This window comes from Desulfobotulus sapovorans DSM 2055 (assembly GCF_059569355.1).
On record NZ_JCANVJ010000007.1, the window covers coordinates 107,917 to 122,079 of the forward strand.

The following is a 14,163-nucleotide window of genomic DNA, read 5'->3' on the forward strand; positions in this document are numbered from 1 at the left end:
CAGAAGAGACCCATTCCATCAGAAAGCTTTGTCCGGAGGATCTGAAGGCGGCATGGATTCCGGGACTTTCCGAACCCAGACATCCTGCTGGGGAAAGGGGATTTCAATGCCCTTTTCCCCCAGGGTTTCATAGAGGGCCATGTACAGTTCATGGCAGACCAGGCCCCGCTGTTCCGGTTTTTCAATCCAGCAGAGCAGTTCAAAATTGAGGCTGGAATCCCCGAATCCCCGCAGCCGCACCCTGGGTTCGGGGGCTTTGCATACCCTGGCGTTTTCCCTTGCCACCCCATCCAGCACCTTCACCACCTGCCGGGCATCCGAGCCATAGGCCACCCCCACCTTGATGCGGATACGTGATTTCACCCAGCGCCCGCCGGATTCGTTCACGATCTTGGAGTTGGCCATGACCGCATTGGGAACGATGATTTCCACATCATCGCGGGTCAGCATGCGGGTGGAGCGGATGCCCACCCTGGTGATCTCCCCCCGTTCTCCGGAAGCGAGCACCACATAATCCCCCAGCGTGTAAGGGGCATCGGCGATGATGAAAAATCCGGAAAACAGGTTGGCCAGGGTATCCCTTGCCGCAAAACCCACGGCAATACCGATCACCCCTGCGGAGGCCAGCCAGGCCGTGGCGTCGATGTTCCAGACCTGAAGCAGGGCATAGGAGCCGATGGCGATGATGATGACCGTCATGATGAGATCAAAAAGCGGCAGGGTGCGTTCTTCCACAATGGCAAAACGATCCCGCACCTTGCCGAGAATCTCCAGAAAAACATGGCTGGCCTTTAAAGCCGTGCGCATCAGCTGAAGAATCAGGAGGCTGATGAGAATGCGCACCGTAAGGGTGGTGGCAAACTGTCCCAGAGGGAGGGTATGCAGTGCCGTGACAAGGCTGATGTAGCCCACAAGAAGCCCTGCGACCCCTGCCCCCATGCGCACCAGTTGTCCGAAAAGGTCGGCGTTGGCCTGCCGTGTCAGTTTCAGCCCCCAGAACAGGATGAAATGACGGATCACAAAGGCAAGACTGAAGCCGGTCACGAGGATGACGAGGGCGAGAAGGAGGGGATAGGTGGCGAGGAGATCCCAGAACCCTTCCAGCCAGACGGGCAGCCAGGAGGGGGTGATGATGGTGTGTTCAAGGTTTTCTTCCATGGTGACGGCCTGCTTCTCAAAGGGGGGATGTCAGGGGCACAGGATCCGGAAAAAACGCTGTATGCTCCGGCTTGCCCGGCCCCATCCACCTTCCGAAATGCAGCGGTTCCGGAGCCGGAAAAGCTATACCATATATGGGAAAAGCTGAAAATGGATTGAAATCGGTTTTGGAGCCGGAACCGTGCCGGGCCTTTTTCCCCTGTCCGACTCAGAACAGCGGCCTTTCCCCTGAAGTATCGGGCAGAGAGGTGGCTTAAGAATTCCGGCCGGATCCCTTGTCTTTAAGCCCGGACAGCGGTGATACAGGCCGATGCGGATAAGACATCAGACCTGAACCGTATCCGGCAGGAAAGACGGGTCGGGAAGTTTTTTTTCTTCCGGCCCCTCAGCCTCGGGCATGGCCACTTTCCCCCTTTCGGACTGCTTTCCTGGAACCAGAAAAAAAGCTCCGGCCAGGGCGGTGAAGGGGGCCACGGCCAGAAGTCCGAAACTTCCCAGCATGGTGTTGAGAAACTCCGCTGTCACGTAATTGAGGTTGAGCATGTTGGCCATGGGAATCCCCTGGGCCATAAAGACCATGAGCAGGGAAATGTAGCTGCTGGAGTAGGCCAGAAGCAGGGTGGTGCTCATGGTACCCATGACGGCCCTTCCCACCCGGAAGCCGGAGAACATGGCTTCGCTGCGGGTGATCCGGGGATTCTGGGATACCACCTCCTCCATGCTGGCGGCAATGTCCATGGCGAGATCCATCACCGCACCGGAAGCGGCCATGATGATGGTGGCAAGGAAGATGCGGGTGAGATCCAGATGGGCATAGCCCGTGTACATCAGGGTTTCGGAAAAGGGCTTGATGGCGCCGTGGAGCTTGAAGGCAGGGGCCACAAACAGGGCAAGGAGGGCTGTGCAGGCAAGGCCCAGAAGGCAGCCCGCAAAGGCCGTAACCCCCTTCCGGTTCCATCCGGCCACAAGAAACAGGATGGCGGCACTGAGCAGCATGACCACCAGAAAGGCCGTGACCATGGGATCCCAGCCCTTTAAAAAGCCGGGAATGAGAACTTTCCAGACCATCAGCCCCGTAAAGACAAAGGAAAGCAGGGCCCGCATTCCCGTCCATCCGGCAAAGGCCACCAGCAGCAGGGCAAAGCTCCCCGCAAGGCAGGCCTGCATGTCCAGACGGTAATGGTCCATCACCTGGGCATGGCGGATACGGTCTCCCTCCAGAGTCAGCACCACCAGCACCCGGTCGCCAGCCTGATACAGGCGATCGAGATCCAGTTTGCCAAGAAGATGGTTGCCTGAAGGGGCAAGCTGTCCCCTGAAATCTCCCGACATCATGCGTATGACAAGATTCTGGCTGCCCGTACGCACCATGCCGTACTGATGGAGAAAGGCGTTGTCCACCTCCACCACCTCGCCCCGGCAGCGCAGGGAGTTGGGATCAATGCGTTCTTCAAAACCCGTCGGCAGAAAAAAGAGCAGGAGGGTCAGAAAAAAAAAGAAGCCCACAAGAAGGATTTCGGAGCGGGTCTGGCGTTTCTGCATGGTCGGTCTCCGGTGCTGCGTATTCAGGACAGCAAAGGCAGGGAATGCACGACGCATCCCCTGCCATCTCTTTTTGCTCAACAAGGACTTTGGGGGATCAGAATCCGGCCGCAGCCTGACGGATTTCCCCTGCTTCGGGGGCCGCATCGGCATAGCGGGGGCTGAAGCCCATGGTGGAAAGCAGTTTCTTCCCGAGATCGGACTGGTGGTAGTAGCCGTTGAAGACCTCTTCCCCAACACCCATGGCCGAGGTGATGACCGGTGATCCCGTATGGGAATAGGAGGTCCAGGCAATGCCCGCCTTCTGATTCAGGATGTGGGTGACCTTGATGCTGAAGGGATCATAATCGCCGTACAGAAGGTAGGATTCGCCCTGCCCCTTTTCCCGGAGTCCGGCCATGCTGTGCAGAAAGGCTTCTTTGAGGCTGCGGATTTCGTAATCCTTGAGCCCCATGGGGCCGGTTCCGTCAAACATCAGGCCGAAATTGGCCTCCACCAGGGGAATCATGTCTTCAAAGGAGACATTGCCCTGATGACTTTTTCTGTAGTCCGCAAGCATGTCCTCAAAACGCTGGAAGGAAATTTTCTGATTTTTCAGGATTTCATGGGCAGATTCGTACTGGGTTCCGGCAAAACCGATGCTCATGCCGCCGCATTCATGGTCGCCTGTCACCACAATGAGGGTGTCTTTGGGATGTTTTTTGGCAAAGGCAAGGGCTTCGTCAATGGCCGCATCAAAGGCCAGGGTGTCGTGGATGGTGGCTGCGGCATCGTTGGCATGACTGGCCCAGTCGATCTTGCCGCCTTCCACCATCATGAAAAAGCCTTTGGAATTGTTGAGAAGCTCAATTCCTTTGCGGGTGAATTCCGCAAGGGAGATGTCCTCTCCTGAGGCATCCATGGCGTAGGGAAGGGCTTTGCCATCGGGCAGCTTCGCATTCCAGGCGATGAGTTTCTGGCCCGGTTTTACCTTTTCAAAGGACTTCCGATCCGTGGCGATGGTGTACCCCTTGCTGCGGGCCTTTTCCAGGGCATCGCCCTTGGGTGCCTTGGATTTTTTTCCTTCGGGATCCTTCAGTCCGCCACCGCCGAAATAATCAAATCCGCTGTCCGCAAGATCGTGGGCGATTTCGTGGTACATGCTGCGATGGGACTGGTTGGCGTAAAAGGCCGCAGGTGTTGCGTGATCAATGGAAACGCTGGACACAATGCCCACCTTCATGCCCTTTTCCTTTGCCATCTGCGCGATGCTGCGGACGGGCCTGAGATCCGGCCCCATGCCGATGAAACCGATGTTGGTGGTGAAGCCCGAAGCAAGGGCTGTGGCCGAGGCGGCGGAACCGATGATGAAGCGGTCGTTGGCGTAGGTGGTGGTGACGCCCTGGGCCGGAAAGGTGTTCATGGTCATTTTTACATCGCCATAGGCTTTTCCCTCCATGGCGGCAAGGAAGGCTTCCGGTGCCTGACGGTGGGGAATGCCGAGGCCGTCTCCCACAAACACAAAAACGTATCTGGCGGGTTTTCCCTTGTGCAGGGCTGTGTCTGCCCATGCGGGCAGACCGAGGGATACGAGGCCGCAGATCAGGGCGGAAAACAGCAAGAAAAATCCCTTGCCGCTTCCATTTCCGGAACGAAAAACAGACATGATGGTTCTCCCTATATAAGAATGTCAGGATGAAAAAACTGAGGCATCAGACAACGCCCATGTTACGACAATATTTGAACGCGATGATTTTTGTGTGAGTCCAGAGTTTTACCAGATTTCGCCCCTGGCACCGTGAATCCATGGGAAAACAGGGCAAAAAAAGTAAAAGGCCTTGGAAAAGTGAGATTAACCGCCTGATTTTCCGAAGAACGATCAGGCGGGAGCCTCCTGAATCAGAAAGGGATCAAAAAAGAGTCCGGATAAAGCAGGAATCGTTTTCAGTATCCGGCTTCACATCATTCCCTCCATCGTTTTTTACAGCCCCTGGATTGGGAAGGTAGCTTTTTGTATCCACCACAAGACCCATGCCTTCAGCGATGGATTCCCAGGGAATGAACTTGAAGTTGGGGTTGGAAAAACTGCCGTCCGGATTTGTGTTCCTGCCGTCCTGAATCACAAGAAGGCCCTTGGGAAAGCGTTCCCCCATGGGAACATTCACCACTTCCATGCCGTCACACTCCTCACTGCCGTCAATCCCCCTTCCGTTGTCCACCACCACAAAGCTGCCGATGAAGGCATTGTTTTCCTTGCGCTCATACACGGCAAAGGAATTGGAACCCTGGCTGGAAACCAGCAGATAGCCTTCCCCGCTGGCACCGTAGTAAAGGGCGACCCCCTCGATGTCCGGAACGAGATGGCCGTCCTTTCCGCCAAGCCCCACAGGGGTAAGGGGCAGGGTGGTGTCGGGTTCCGCACCGGTTTTGAATACGCCCACCTCTTCCTGGCAGATGTAGAGAATACCCGCCTCCTGATCCACGGTCAGACCTTCGGCCTGCTCGTCATCCTTGCCGCCGGTGAGATCGATGTCCCGAACGGCCTTCCAGGTGATGGTGCCCGATGCCGTGGGGATCAGCTCCAGCTGACGGACTTTCCAGGTGGCCGCCTGGGTGACAAAGGCGTAGAGTTTTCCACTTGCACGACTCTTGTACAGGGCCAGACCGTAGGGCGTGTCCTCGGAGGGCTCTCCCCCAAAAATAACATCTGCCCCCGGATCCGTGATGTTTCTCAGATAGGGCGCGGATTCCGAGATGGCGTAGATGGCCAGTCTGTCGCCGGTTCTGTCCGAGAAAACGGCAAGATCCAGGGTTTCCTGCCCGACACCGATGGCGTAGGCCACATCCACATTGTTGTAGCGCACATTGCCGGGGTTCACGTTCGCAAGGGTTTCGCCCTTCACCGTATAGATGGAGTAGCCCGCCTTTTTCTGGGAACAGATCACAAGGCTTTTTTCCGGATCCTTGGGATGCACCCAGAAGGCCGGGTCATCGGCATCGCTGCCGCCGGACTCCGGAACCGCGGTTTCCAGAACGGGCCGTACAAGAACGGCGGTGTTGGGTGCAAAATTGATATCACCCGCCGTCATCCGCGCACGGGCCACCATGCTGGCCGAAGCCTGATTCGCGTCGTAAACCCCCTCTCCCGTAAGAAAACCCCAGGCCCATACACTGCCGTCCATGGACTGACGGGCGCTTCTGAAACGGGAAGCCCCATCCGGAGCCCGACCCTGGATACCCATGTCCGCACCTCCGAAAAGCCGGTCACCTGTGCTGCCCGTCCAGCCTGCGGCATCCAGCACGCTGGCTCCCTGGGGCAGGCCGGAGATGGACCCTGTGGCATCCATGTCAAGTTTCGTGCCGGTTGCGGGCGGGGTCTGACTGTACACAAGGAGTACGGAAAAACTTTCCGTAGAGAAAAAACCGCTTTCCGGCATGCGGGAGATCATTGTGGTGGCAGGCGGCACCTCCGCCATTTCCGCACCCTGGGCCTTGATGAGGGCCAGTCCGTTGCCGCCCAGGGTAAAGGAACCGAGGGAAAGCACCTGAAGAATTTCTCCCGCATTCGCCGCCTTGCCGGACACGGCAAGCAGGTGGAGACCGGAAACGGCGGTCATGGGATTGCCCGTCAGTTCCACCCAGGGCAGAAGACCACTTCCTGAAGGGGGCGTGACAAGCATCTCGTTCAAGAGGACAAAGGGCGCTTCCACAAAGTTTTCCCTGCCCGGAGTAACGCGGGCGTTGGGCGGCAGATTGGCCGAAGCCTTGGCCGGATCATAGCGGCGTTCCGTGTTATCCCCCATGTCGATGAGATCCCCGTTGCACCAGGCTTCTGCTGTACTGATGCCGTTTTTTCCCAGAAAGCGGGTGGCGAAATCCGGGTTGGAGGAACTCTGGGTCAGAACCGCAGGAGAATAGACCTTCCCGCTGCCCTTGTCCTGCCAGCTGAGGCTGTCGGTGATACGGGCGTTACCGAGGCTGAGCACGCCCTGGTCATCCGGATCCAGATCCACGCCCGTGGCGATGCCTTCGGCCTGATGCAGCACCATGAACGTGATGGCATCGTGGGGAAAGAGACCGTCCTCATCCACCTTGCCGTCTTTCATCACCCGGAACTCCGGAGCGGGGATGGAGGTGGTGTCCGGATGGCGGTCGGCGTAGGCATCCGGATGGTGAAGCAGCACAAGGCCATTGGCCCCTGCCTGATAGCCGTCAAGTTTTTTGGCGTAAATCACCTTTCCGGGATTATCGCTGCCATCCACGGCAAGAAAGGTGTAACCGTCCAGAGAAACTCCGGGTGCGGCCAGAAGTTCCATGAATTCCAGATTGTCGTTGTTGTCCGGCGGGTTGATGCCGATTTCGTTGAGCAGTACAGCTGCGCTGGCACTCCCCATCCCCATAAGGGCCAGGGTGCTGAGACCTGCACAGAAGGCTCTGATCTGACGCTTCACGTTTTTCTCCTTTGATGAATTGGATATGAATTTGGATATGAAAATAAAAAGCCCCGGACATGGGAAAAGTTTTTTTTCATGCCCGGAAGCAGGGTATGCCCTTATTTTTCCCGGCCCAGAGAAACACTTAAGGCCAGAGAGCGCTGAAGGAGCAGAAAGACGCAGAGGGGCGGCAGCAGGGTCAGAACCGCTCCCGCCATGACCACGCCCCAGTGGGTGGCATCCTGACCTGAGGTCATCATGCGGAGGCCCACCTGCACCATCTGCCTGGAGCCGTCCCGGATGATCACAAGGGGCCAGAGGTACTGGTTCCAGACATAAACGAAATCGATGAGGGCCATGGCGGCGATGACGTTGCGGCTCATGGGCAGCAGAATCCGCAGCATGAAGGCTGCAAGCCCCACCCCGTCCACCCGGGCCGCGTCCACCAGCTCCAGGGGAATCTGGAGAAAATGCTGGCGGAACAGAAAGACGCTGGTGGCGGAAGCCATGAAGGGCACGGTGAGGGCAAAGGCACTGTCCGCCCATCCCAGAGCCGTCACCCGGTCAAAGAGGGCCACGATCATGATTTCCGTGGGCATCATGAGGGTGGTGAGCACAAAGGCGAAAAAAAATCCCCGGAAGGGCAGACGGAAATAGACAAAGGCCGTTGCCGCAAGAAAGGCGGTCAGGGTTTTTCCGAGGGTCACCGTAAAGGCGATGAAAAGGGAGTTTTTCATGTAAAGCCCCAGCCTGTAGGTTTCCCAGGCCAGGCTGTAGTTTTCAGAAGCCGCAGCGCCAAAGGCAAGCTTTGGGGGAAAGGAGAAGATCTGGGCCGGCGTCTGGGTGGAAAAAAGAAGGGCCAGCAGAACCGGAGCCCCCACCACCGCCACCGCAAAAAGGAGCGTGAGATGGGAGAACATGCCTTTCCCCCAGCCCTCCTTCTGCCTGAAACGCGAAAAAAACTTTCTCATTGCCTTCCTCCGTAATGAATGCCCCTTCCATAGGTTCTGAACTTCACCAGGGTGAGAAAGGCCACGGCCCCGAGGAGAAGCACGGACTGGGCGGCGGCACTTCCCGTTTTCAGAAATTCGAAACCATCCCGGTACAGACTGTAGATCATGAGGAGGGTGGCATCGGAAGGCCCGCCCTTTGTGATGAGATCCACCACGGGAAAGACATCAAAGACCGCATACATGAGGTTCACCACCAGAAGAAAAAGGGTCATGGGCGCAAGGAGGGGCAGGAAAACCCGCAGAAGCCGCATCACAGGGCTGGCACCGTCCATGCGTGCGGCTTCCAGCACGTCTCTGGGCAGGCTGGAGAGGGCTGCGAGGTAAAAGATGAGGTTGTAGCCGATGTTCTTCCAGATGGCGGCTCCCACCACCACGGTCATGGCCAGAGCCGGGCTGGCCAGCCAGTCCGGATGACGGCCGAAGAGGGCGTCAAGGCCTGCGTTCACAAGCCCCACCTGGTTGCTGAAAAGAAAAAGAAAGATCACCCCCGCCACAGCGGGAGACAGGGCATAGGGCCAGATGAGAAAGAGACGGTAAAAGCCCCTGCCCCCTTTCACCCCATGCACAAGAAGGGCAAGGAGAAGCCCCAGTCCCATGCCCCCCGTGACGGTGAAAAAGGTGAAGATCAGGGTGGCCTGAAACATTCTCCGGTATCCCGGCTCAAAAAAAAGATCCCGGTAATTGGCAAGGCCGCAGAACTCCTCCCGAAGCCCCAGAAAGGCCACCTGATGAAAGGAAAGGCGCAGGGTCTCCAGAATGGGGCCATATAAAAACACCACGAGGATGAGCAGGGTGGGCAGCAGAAACAGAAGCCCCAGCCATCGGTTTGAGGAAAAGGGTGTGGAAATGTTCATGCGCGCTCCATGCAAAGGGGCGGCTGACTCCAGCCGCCCCACAGTCTCTTTTTCGTGCAGAAAACCCGATTCCGGACGGGCTTCCTATTTCACGGACCGGTTGTAATCCTGAAGGGCCTTATCCGCCCGCGTGTCCGCTTCCTTCAGGGCCTTTTCCACGGGAGTGCCGCTCAGAATCTGCTGCATGGCGTCGGTGATGATGGTGCGGATCTCCGGGAAGGGTCCCAGCAGGGCGCCCTGGGAGGCCCGGTTCACCCGTGTGGAAAGGAGCTGCTCAAAGGCTGCGGTGTAGGCGGGATTTTTTTCAAACCAGCCCTGATGTTTCACCACATCGCAGGAGCTGGTGCGCACGGGGAAATAGCCCGTTCCCTTGTGCCAGCGTACCCCGTTTTCCGTGTTGGTGAGCCAGAGAAGGAAGGTTCTTGCGGCCTCCATTTCTTCGGGGTTTTTGTCCCGCGTCATCCAGATGGAGGCACCGCCCACCACGACACCGTTGCGCTCCATGCCGTCAGGCGCAGGGATGGGCCCGGTTCCCAGGGTATAGCCGTTTTCAAAGGCGGCAGCCTGATGGAAGGTCACATCCGAGGTGGAGGTGATGAGCATACCGGTCTGGCCGGAAACAAAAAGCTTGTTGGCCCCGTCCCAGTCTTCGGGCTTGCCGGAATAGGCGTACAGTCCCTTGTCGTAAAGTTCTTTCCACCAGGTGGCGGTACGGATCATGGCGGGGGAGTCGAGATGGGTTTGGGTGGCCCGTTTGGCCCTGCCGTTTTCATTGTTGGCCAGGAGGGCGGCTCCCTGCATGCTCATCCACTGTTCCACAAACCAGGAATGCAGGGGCCAGGTGATGCCTTTAACCGCTGCTTTGGAGCGTACGATCTGCTCCGCAGCCTTCATGATCTCTCCGTAGGTTTTCGGCGGATTTTCCGGATCCAGGCCCGCCTTGCGGAAGATGTCCTTGTTGTAATAGAGGATAGGGTTGGAGGAGTTCCAGGGAATGGAGTTGAACTGTCCGTCGATGGTGTAATAGTTGGCCACAGGCGGGATATAGTCTTTAAGATCCCGAAGGTCTGAGGCCCCCAGTCCCTGGGCGAAGGGGGTGAAAATCCCGGAATCCAGGGCCATCTGGGTGCCCACTTCAAAGATATGCACCATGTGCGGGGATTTTTTCTGGCGGTGGGCCAGAATGGCGGCGTTGAGGGTGTCCCTGTAGGAGCCCTTGTACTCGGCCTTCACCTCGATCCGGGGATGGGTGAAGTTGAAATCCGCCACCATACGCTCAATAAAGGCGGTGTTTCCGCCTCCCATGGCGTGCCAGAAGGTGACTTCCACCTTTTTGGGTGCGGCGGCGAGAGCGCTTCCCGCCATGACCAGACCCAGAACAACACTGCATGCAGCACGACTCCACTTTCCCATCCGTCTGTCTCCCTGTGACTGTTACGTTTATTTCATGCGGCCGAGGCTGTCCGTGCCGGACTTAAGCATCTGCCGCTTGCCGCATCAAAAAAATAGAAATCCTCTTCCCGCGCATGGAGATGGAGGGTCTCTCCCTCCCGCACCCTGTGGCCGGAAGCCCTGAAGCGCACGGGAATGCCCGCACTTTCCCCATGCACCAGAAGATCACCGCCCAGAGGTTCCAGAAGGCGGACATCCGCAACCATGGCGGATTTCTTGTTTTCGGGGGCTGCGGGCCGCAGATGCTCCGGCCGCACACCCACGGTAAGTTCCTTTTCGCCGTTGAGAATCCGCTGACGCGCGCCTGAAAGCAGGATGCGCCCCCCGTTTTCAAGAAGGACAGAGTCGTGGGCTTCCCGCAGGCCGGAAAAGAAATTCATGGAAGGGGTACCGATGAAGCCCGCCACAAAACGGTTGACCGGGGAAGTGTACAGATCCTTCGGGCAGGCGATCTGCACGATTTTTCCCGCCTCCATCACGGCGATGCGGTCTGCGATGGTCATGGCCTCGGACTGGTCGTGGGTGACATAGACCATGGTGGTGCCCAGGCGGCGCTGGAGTTCCCTGATCTCAATGCGCATCTGCATGCGAAGGGCGGCGTCGAGGTTGGAGAGGGGTTCATCGAGGAGAAAAAGTCTCGGGCTCCGCACAAGGCAGCGGCCCATGGCCACCCGCTGGCGCTGGCCTCCGGACAGGGCCGCAGGCTTTCTCCTGAGAAGATCGGAAAGTCCCAGCATGGCGGCGGTTGTGGCCACAAGGCGCTTGCGCTCGGCTTTGGGGATGCCCCGTGCCCTCAGGGGAAAGGCCATGTTTTCCTCCACACTCATGTGGGGATAGAGGGCATAGCTCTGAAACACCATGGCCACGTTGCGTTTTTCCGGAGACCTGCGGGTGATGTCTTCTCCCCCAAGCCGGAGCGAGCCTGCGTCCGGACTGTCGAGGCCTGCGATGAGGCGCAGCAGCGTGCTCTTGCCGCTTCCCGAAGGCCCGCCGCAGACGAGAAGCTCTCCTGCGGCGATTTCAAGGTTCACTCCGGAAAGCACGGGAAGGCCTCCCAGCTTCTTTTCCACATTCTTCAGAACAAGATCCGTCATGCCATGGCTCCCCTGTGTTGCGAAATAACGATTCCGCCTTCATGCCATGGCCCTGTTCGGATTGTGTTGGGAGTGGATGGATATTGTGTTCGGAATGCAGGGAGGATTCAAAAAAGGATCGGATGCGCTGTCCCTCACCCCGCCCGGTACACCCGCCGTCCCGCCACCCAGGTCTCCCGCACACGGGCAAGGCAGCCCGTTTTGACCACCACGAGATCCGCAGGCCCGTCCGGCCTGAGCTGTCCCGTTCTTCCTTCCGGATCGAGAAAGGAGCCTGGCCCGGAAGTGACCAGACCGAAGGCCTTTTCCAGAGGAATGCCCAGCTTTTTGTGGGCCGCAAAGGGGGTCTGGAGCAGACATTCGGGATAATAGTCGCTGATGAGACCATCGCAGAGTCCTGCGGCCACGGTGTCCGCCGCCGCCAGCTGTCCGCTGCTGGATTTGCCCCGGAAGAGGTTGGGGGCACCCATGAAAACCTTCATGCCTTCTTCCCGTGCGGCCATGGCCGCTTCCATGGAAACGGGAAATTCGCTGGCGCTGACCCCGAGTTCGGCAATAAGCCGGATTTTTTCTTTTGTATCGTCATCATGGCTCATGAAGGGAAGGCCTGAGGAACGGATCTGCTGTGCCATCCGTCCCATGGTCTCCCATCCCGCATCCCGCAGGTCGTTTTTCCGGCGGGCCACCTCAAAAAGCTCCTCTTCACTCACCCCGTGGCTGCGGGTGTAATAATCCCTGTAGGATTCAAAGGTACGGAACTGTCCCTGCCCCGGCGTGTGATCCATGACGGAGACCATGTCGAGAAATCCTGCTTCCAGAAGGTGGCTGAGGGTTTTTCCGGCATCGGGTGTGCCCACTTCGTAGCGACCATGGATTTTGTGCCGCAGGGAGGCCTCTTCCGATGCGGCGAAATGGCGGATGCGGTCTACCAGTTCCAGGGCCGCCTCACTGGCCCGGAGTCCGGCCTCCTCCTGCCCGAAACTCAGGGCATGGCAGAAGGTGGTGATACCGCAGGCCGCAAGCCTGCGATCCAGATTCAGGATGGCAAAATCCGTATCAAAAAAAACACCGGGCCGCATTTCCACACACTTTTCAACGGCATCGGAATGCAGATCCACAAGGCCCGGAAGGATGAAGGCGCCTTCCACATCCACATGCAGATCCGCAGCGGGTTTTTTCCTGCCGCTCACAATTTCAAGGATGCTTTCCCTGTCAAAGACAATGGCCGCATCGGAATGCAGCACCTGCCCGTCAAAGAGCGGGCCTCCATACAGACAGACGGTCTTGCTCATGCCCCTTCTTTCCTTTCCCATTCATCGTTTCTCTCTGCGATATGGCGCAGCAGAAGGGCCGCCGTTTCGCGTACCGGCCCCGTATTGTCCAGAAAAAGATCCGCTTCTGCGAACACGGGCAGGCTCTCCGCCCGGAGGATGCGGTTGCGATAGGCTTCCGTATCCGGTTTTTCGCGGCCCCGGCGGGCCATGCGTTCAAGGCTCACCTCAAGGGGCGTCCAGAGAAAGACCACCAGGGTGGGCTGCCAGCGCAGGCGCAGGGTTTCCACCACATCCCGGCTGACGTTGAGGATCACGGTATCGCCCCTGTCCAGCCAGGTTTTTACCTTGTGGGGAATCCCGTAATACAGGCCGTGGGACTGCCAGAAGATCCAGAAAGCCCCCCTGGCCTCCAGATGAAAAAAGCGGGATTCCGCCACGGGAATGAAGGGTTCAGACGGATGGGAGGGCCGGGTGATCCAGCGCCTCACCGTAGAGAGCCTGCCCAGGGATGCGGGCCAGATCTCTTTCAGGGTCTGTATCACCGTATCCTTGCCGCTGCCCGCATTGCCCGTCATGAGGATGAGGCGGCCCTTCTCCTGTGGCGTTTCCGGATACGGATGATCCGTATGCGGCCCTGGTCTATGCCGCATAACCCGGCTCCACGGGCTGGGCCATTTCCAGGGTGCGGGTGGCCACACTCTGGCGGTCGGCCTCGTCATGGAAGATGCCGATGATGGCCGTGCCCGAAGCTTTTGCTTCGTCAATGAGTTCCCGGACGGTGACACGGTTTCTGGCATCCAGAGAAGCCGTGGGTTCATCGAGAATCATCACGGGCCAGGGCACGGCAAAGCTTCGGGCCAGATTGACGCGCTGCTGTTCGCCCCCGGAAAAGGTGGTGGGTGAAAGGCCCCAGAGCCGCTCGGGTATTCTTAAACGTTCCAGAAGCGTTGCAGCCTTCTCCCGCGCCTTTTTTTCATCCGTTCCCCGCTGCCGCATGGGTTCCATGATCAGATCCAGGGCCGGGATTCTGGGAATCACCCGGAGAAACTGGCTCACATACCCGATGGTTTCCCTGCGCACAGCCATGATCTCGTGTTCAGAAATCCGGGCCATATCCACCTCTTCTCCCCGGTGCCGGATAAGGATCTGACCGGCCTCACAGCGGTAGTTGCCGTAAAGAAGCCGCAGCACCGTGCTTTTGCCCGCACCGGAGCGGCCAGTGAGGGCCAGACATTCTCCGGGAAAAAGATCCATGCAAAAATCGTCCAGCACGGGAATGCGTACTCCGCCCTGGGTGTGCAGCACAAAGGATTTGGACACATCGCAAAGACGTACCTGCCACTCTGGCTTCATGATCTTTCCTT

General features: G+C 58.2%; 11 protein-coding genes. All 11 read right to left on the reverse strand.

Translation table 11 applies throughout. The features are described 5' to 3' along the window. Positions 1-18 precede the first annotated feature (18 nt). Complete coding sequence (locus BR04_RS07685) at positions 19-1,158, reverse strand: mechanosensitive ion channel family protein (RefSeq protein ID WP_496355415.1); 1,140 nt, start codon at positions 1,156-1,158, stop codon at positions 19-21. 324 nt (positions 1,159-1,482) lie between these two features. Beyond that, complete coding sequence (locus BR04_RS07690; protein ID WP_496355416.1) at positions 1,483-2,700, reverse strand: YibE/F family protein; 1,218 nt, start codon at positions 2,698-2,700, stop codon at positions 1,483-1,485. A 97-nt stretch (positions 2,701-2,797) separates the two neighbouring features. After that, positions 2,798-4,345 carry an alkaline phosphatase gene (locus tag BR04_RS07695; RefSeq protein WP_496355417.1) on the reverse strand — a complete coding sequence of 516 codons (1,548 nt, stop codon included), beginning with the start codon at positions 4,343-4,345 and terminating at the stop codon, positions 2,798-2,800. 244 nt (positions 4,346-4,589) lie between these two features. Further along, a complete protein-coding gene (locus BR04_RS07700; RefSeq protein WP_496355418.1) occupies positions 4,590-7,130 on the reverse strand; it encodes a phytase in 2,541 nt (846 codons plus the stop codon). 101 nt (positions 7,131-7,231) lie between these two features. After that, positions 7,232-8,083, reverse strand: coding sequence for a carbohydrate ABC transporter permease (locus BR04_RS07705; protein WP_496355419.1), 852 nt, complete (start codon positions 8,081-8,083; stop codon positions 7,232-7,234). Beyond that, the gene (locus BR04_RS07710; protein ID WP_496355420.1) at positions 8,080-8,979 is read right to left on the reverse strand and encodes a carbohydrate ABC transporter permease; all 900 of its coding nucleotides are present in this window, start codon (positions 8,977-8,979) and stop codon (positions 8,080-8,082) included. Before BR04_RS07710 ends, BR04_RS07705 begins: the two co-directional genes overlap by 4 nt. An 84-nt stretch (positions 8,980-9,063) precedes the next feature. Next, positions 9,064-10,392 carry an ABC transporter substrate-binding protein gene (locus BR04_RS07715; RefSeq protein ID WP_496355421.1) on the reverse strand — a complete coding sequence of 443 codons (1,329 nt, stop codon included), beginning with the start codon at positions 10,390-10,392 and terminating at the stop codon, positions 9,064-9,066. Positions 10,393-10,424: 32 nt separating this feature from the next. After that, positions 10,425-11,525, reverse strand: coding sequence for an ABC transporter ATP-binding protein (locus BR04_RS07720; protein ID WP_496355422.1), 1,101 nt, complete (start codon positions 11,523-11,525; stop codon positions 10,425-10,427). Between the two features lie 134 nt (positions 11,526-11,659). After that, the gene (locus BR04_RS07725; RefSeq protein WP_496355423.1) at positions 11,660-12,817 is read right to left on the reverse strand and encodes an alpha-D-ribose 1-methylphosphonate 5-triphosphate diphosphatase; all 1,158 of its coding nucleotides are present in this window, start codon (positions 12,815-12,817) and stop codon (positions 11,660-11,662) included. Beyond that, positions 12,814-13,449 (reverse strand): ribose 1,5-bisphosphate phosphokinase PhnN, encoded by a 636-nt coding sequence (locus BR04_RS07730; protein ID WP_496355424.1) that lies wholly within the window; start codon positions 13,447-13,449, stop codon positions 12,814-12,816. The genes BR04_RS07725 and BR04_RS07730 overlap by 4 nt, the downstream gene beginning before the upstream one ends. Further along, positions 13,439-14,152, reverse strand: a complete 714-nt coding sequence (gene phnL, locus BR04_RS07735) for a phosphonate C-P lyase system protein PhnL (RefSeq protein ID WP_496355425.1) — start codon at positions 14,150-14,152, stop codon at positions 13,439-13,441. The genes BR04_RS07730 and phnL overlap by 11 nt, the downstream gene beginning before the upstream one ends. Positions 14,153-14,163: the final 11 nt, after the last annotated feature.

Coding starts and splice junctions, on each gene's coding strand:
- BR04_RS07695 (WP_496355417.1), bottom strand. CDS start 4,345: ATGTCTGTTTTTCGTTCCGGAAATGGAAGCGGCAAGGGATTTTTCTTG.
- BR04_RS07725 (WP_496355423.1), bottom strand. CDS start 12,817: ATGAGCAAGACCGTCTGTCTGTATGGAGGCCCGCTCTTTGACGGGCAG.
- BR04_RS07705 (WP_496355419.1), bottom strand. CDS start 8,083: ATGAGAAAGTTTTTTTCGCGTTTCAGGCAGAAGGAGGGCTGGGGGAAA.
- phnL (WP_496355425.1), bottom strand. CDS start 14,152: ATGAAGCCAGAGTGGCAGGTACGTCTTTGCGATGTGTCCAAATCCTTT.
- BR04_RS07720 (WP_496355422.1), bottom strand. CDS start 11,525: ATGACGGATCTTGTTCTGAAGAATGTGGAAAAGAAGCTGGGAGGCCTT.
- BR04_RS07690 (WP_496355416.1), bottom strand. CDS start 2,700: ATGCAGAAACGCCAGACCCGCTCCGAAATCCTTCTTGTGGGCTTCTTT.
- BR04_RS07710 (WP_496355420.1), bottom strand. CDS start 8,979: ATGAACATTTCCACACCCTTTTCCTCAAACCGATGGCTGGGGCTTCTG.
- BR04_RS07730 (WP_496355424.1), bottom strand. CDS start 13,449: ATGCGGCATAGACCAGGGCCGCATACGGATCATCCGTATCCGGAAACG.
- BR04_RS07685 (WP_496355415.1), bottom strand. CDS start 1,158: ATGGAAGAAAACCTTGAACACACCATCATCACCCCCTCCTGGCTGCCC.
- BR04_RS07715 (WP_496355421.1), bottom strand. CDS start 10,392: ATGGGAAAGTGGAGTCGTGCTGCATGCAGTGTTGTTCTGGGTCTGGTC.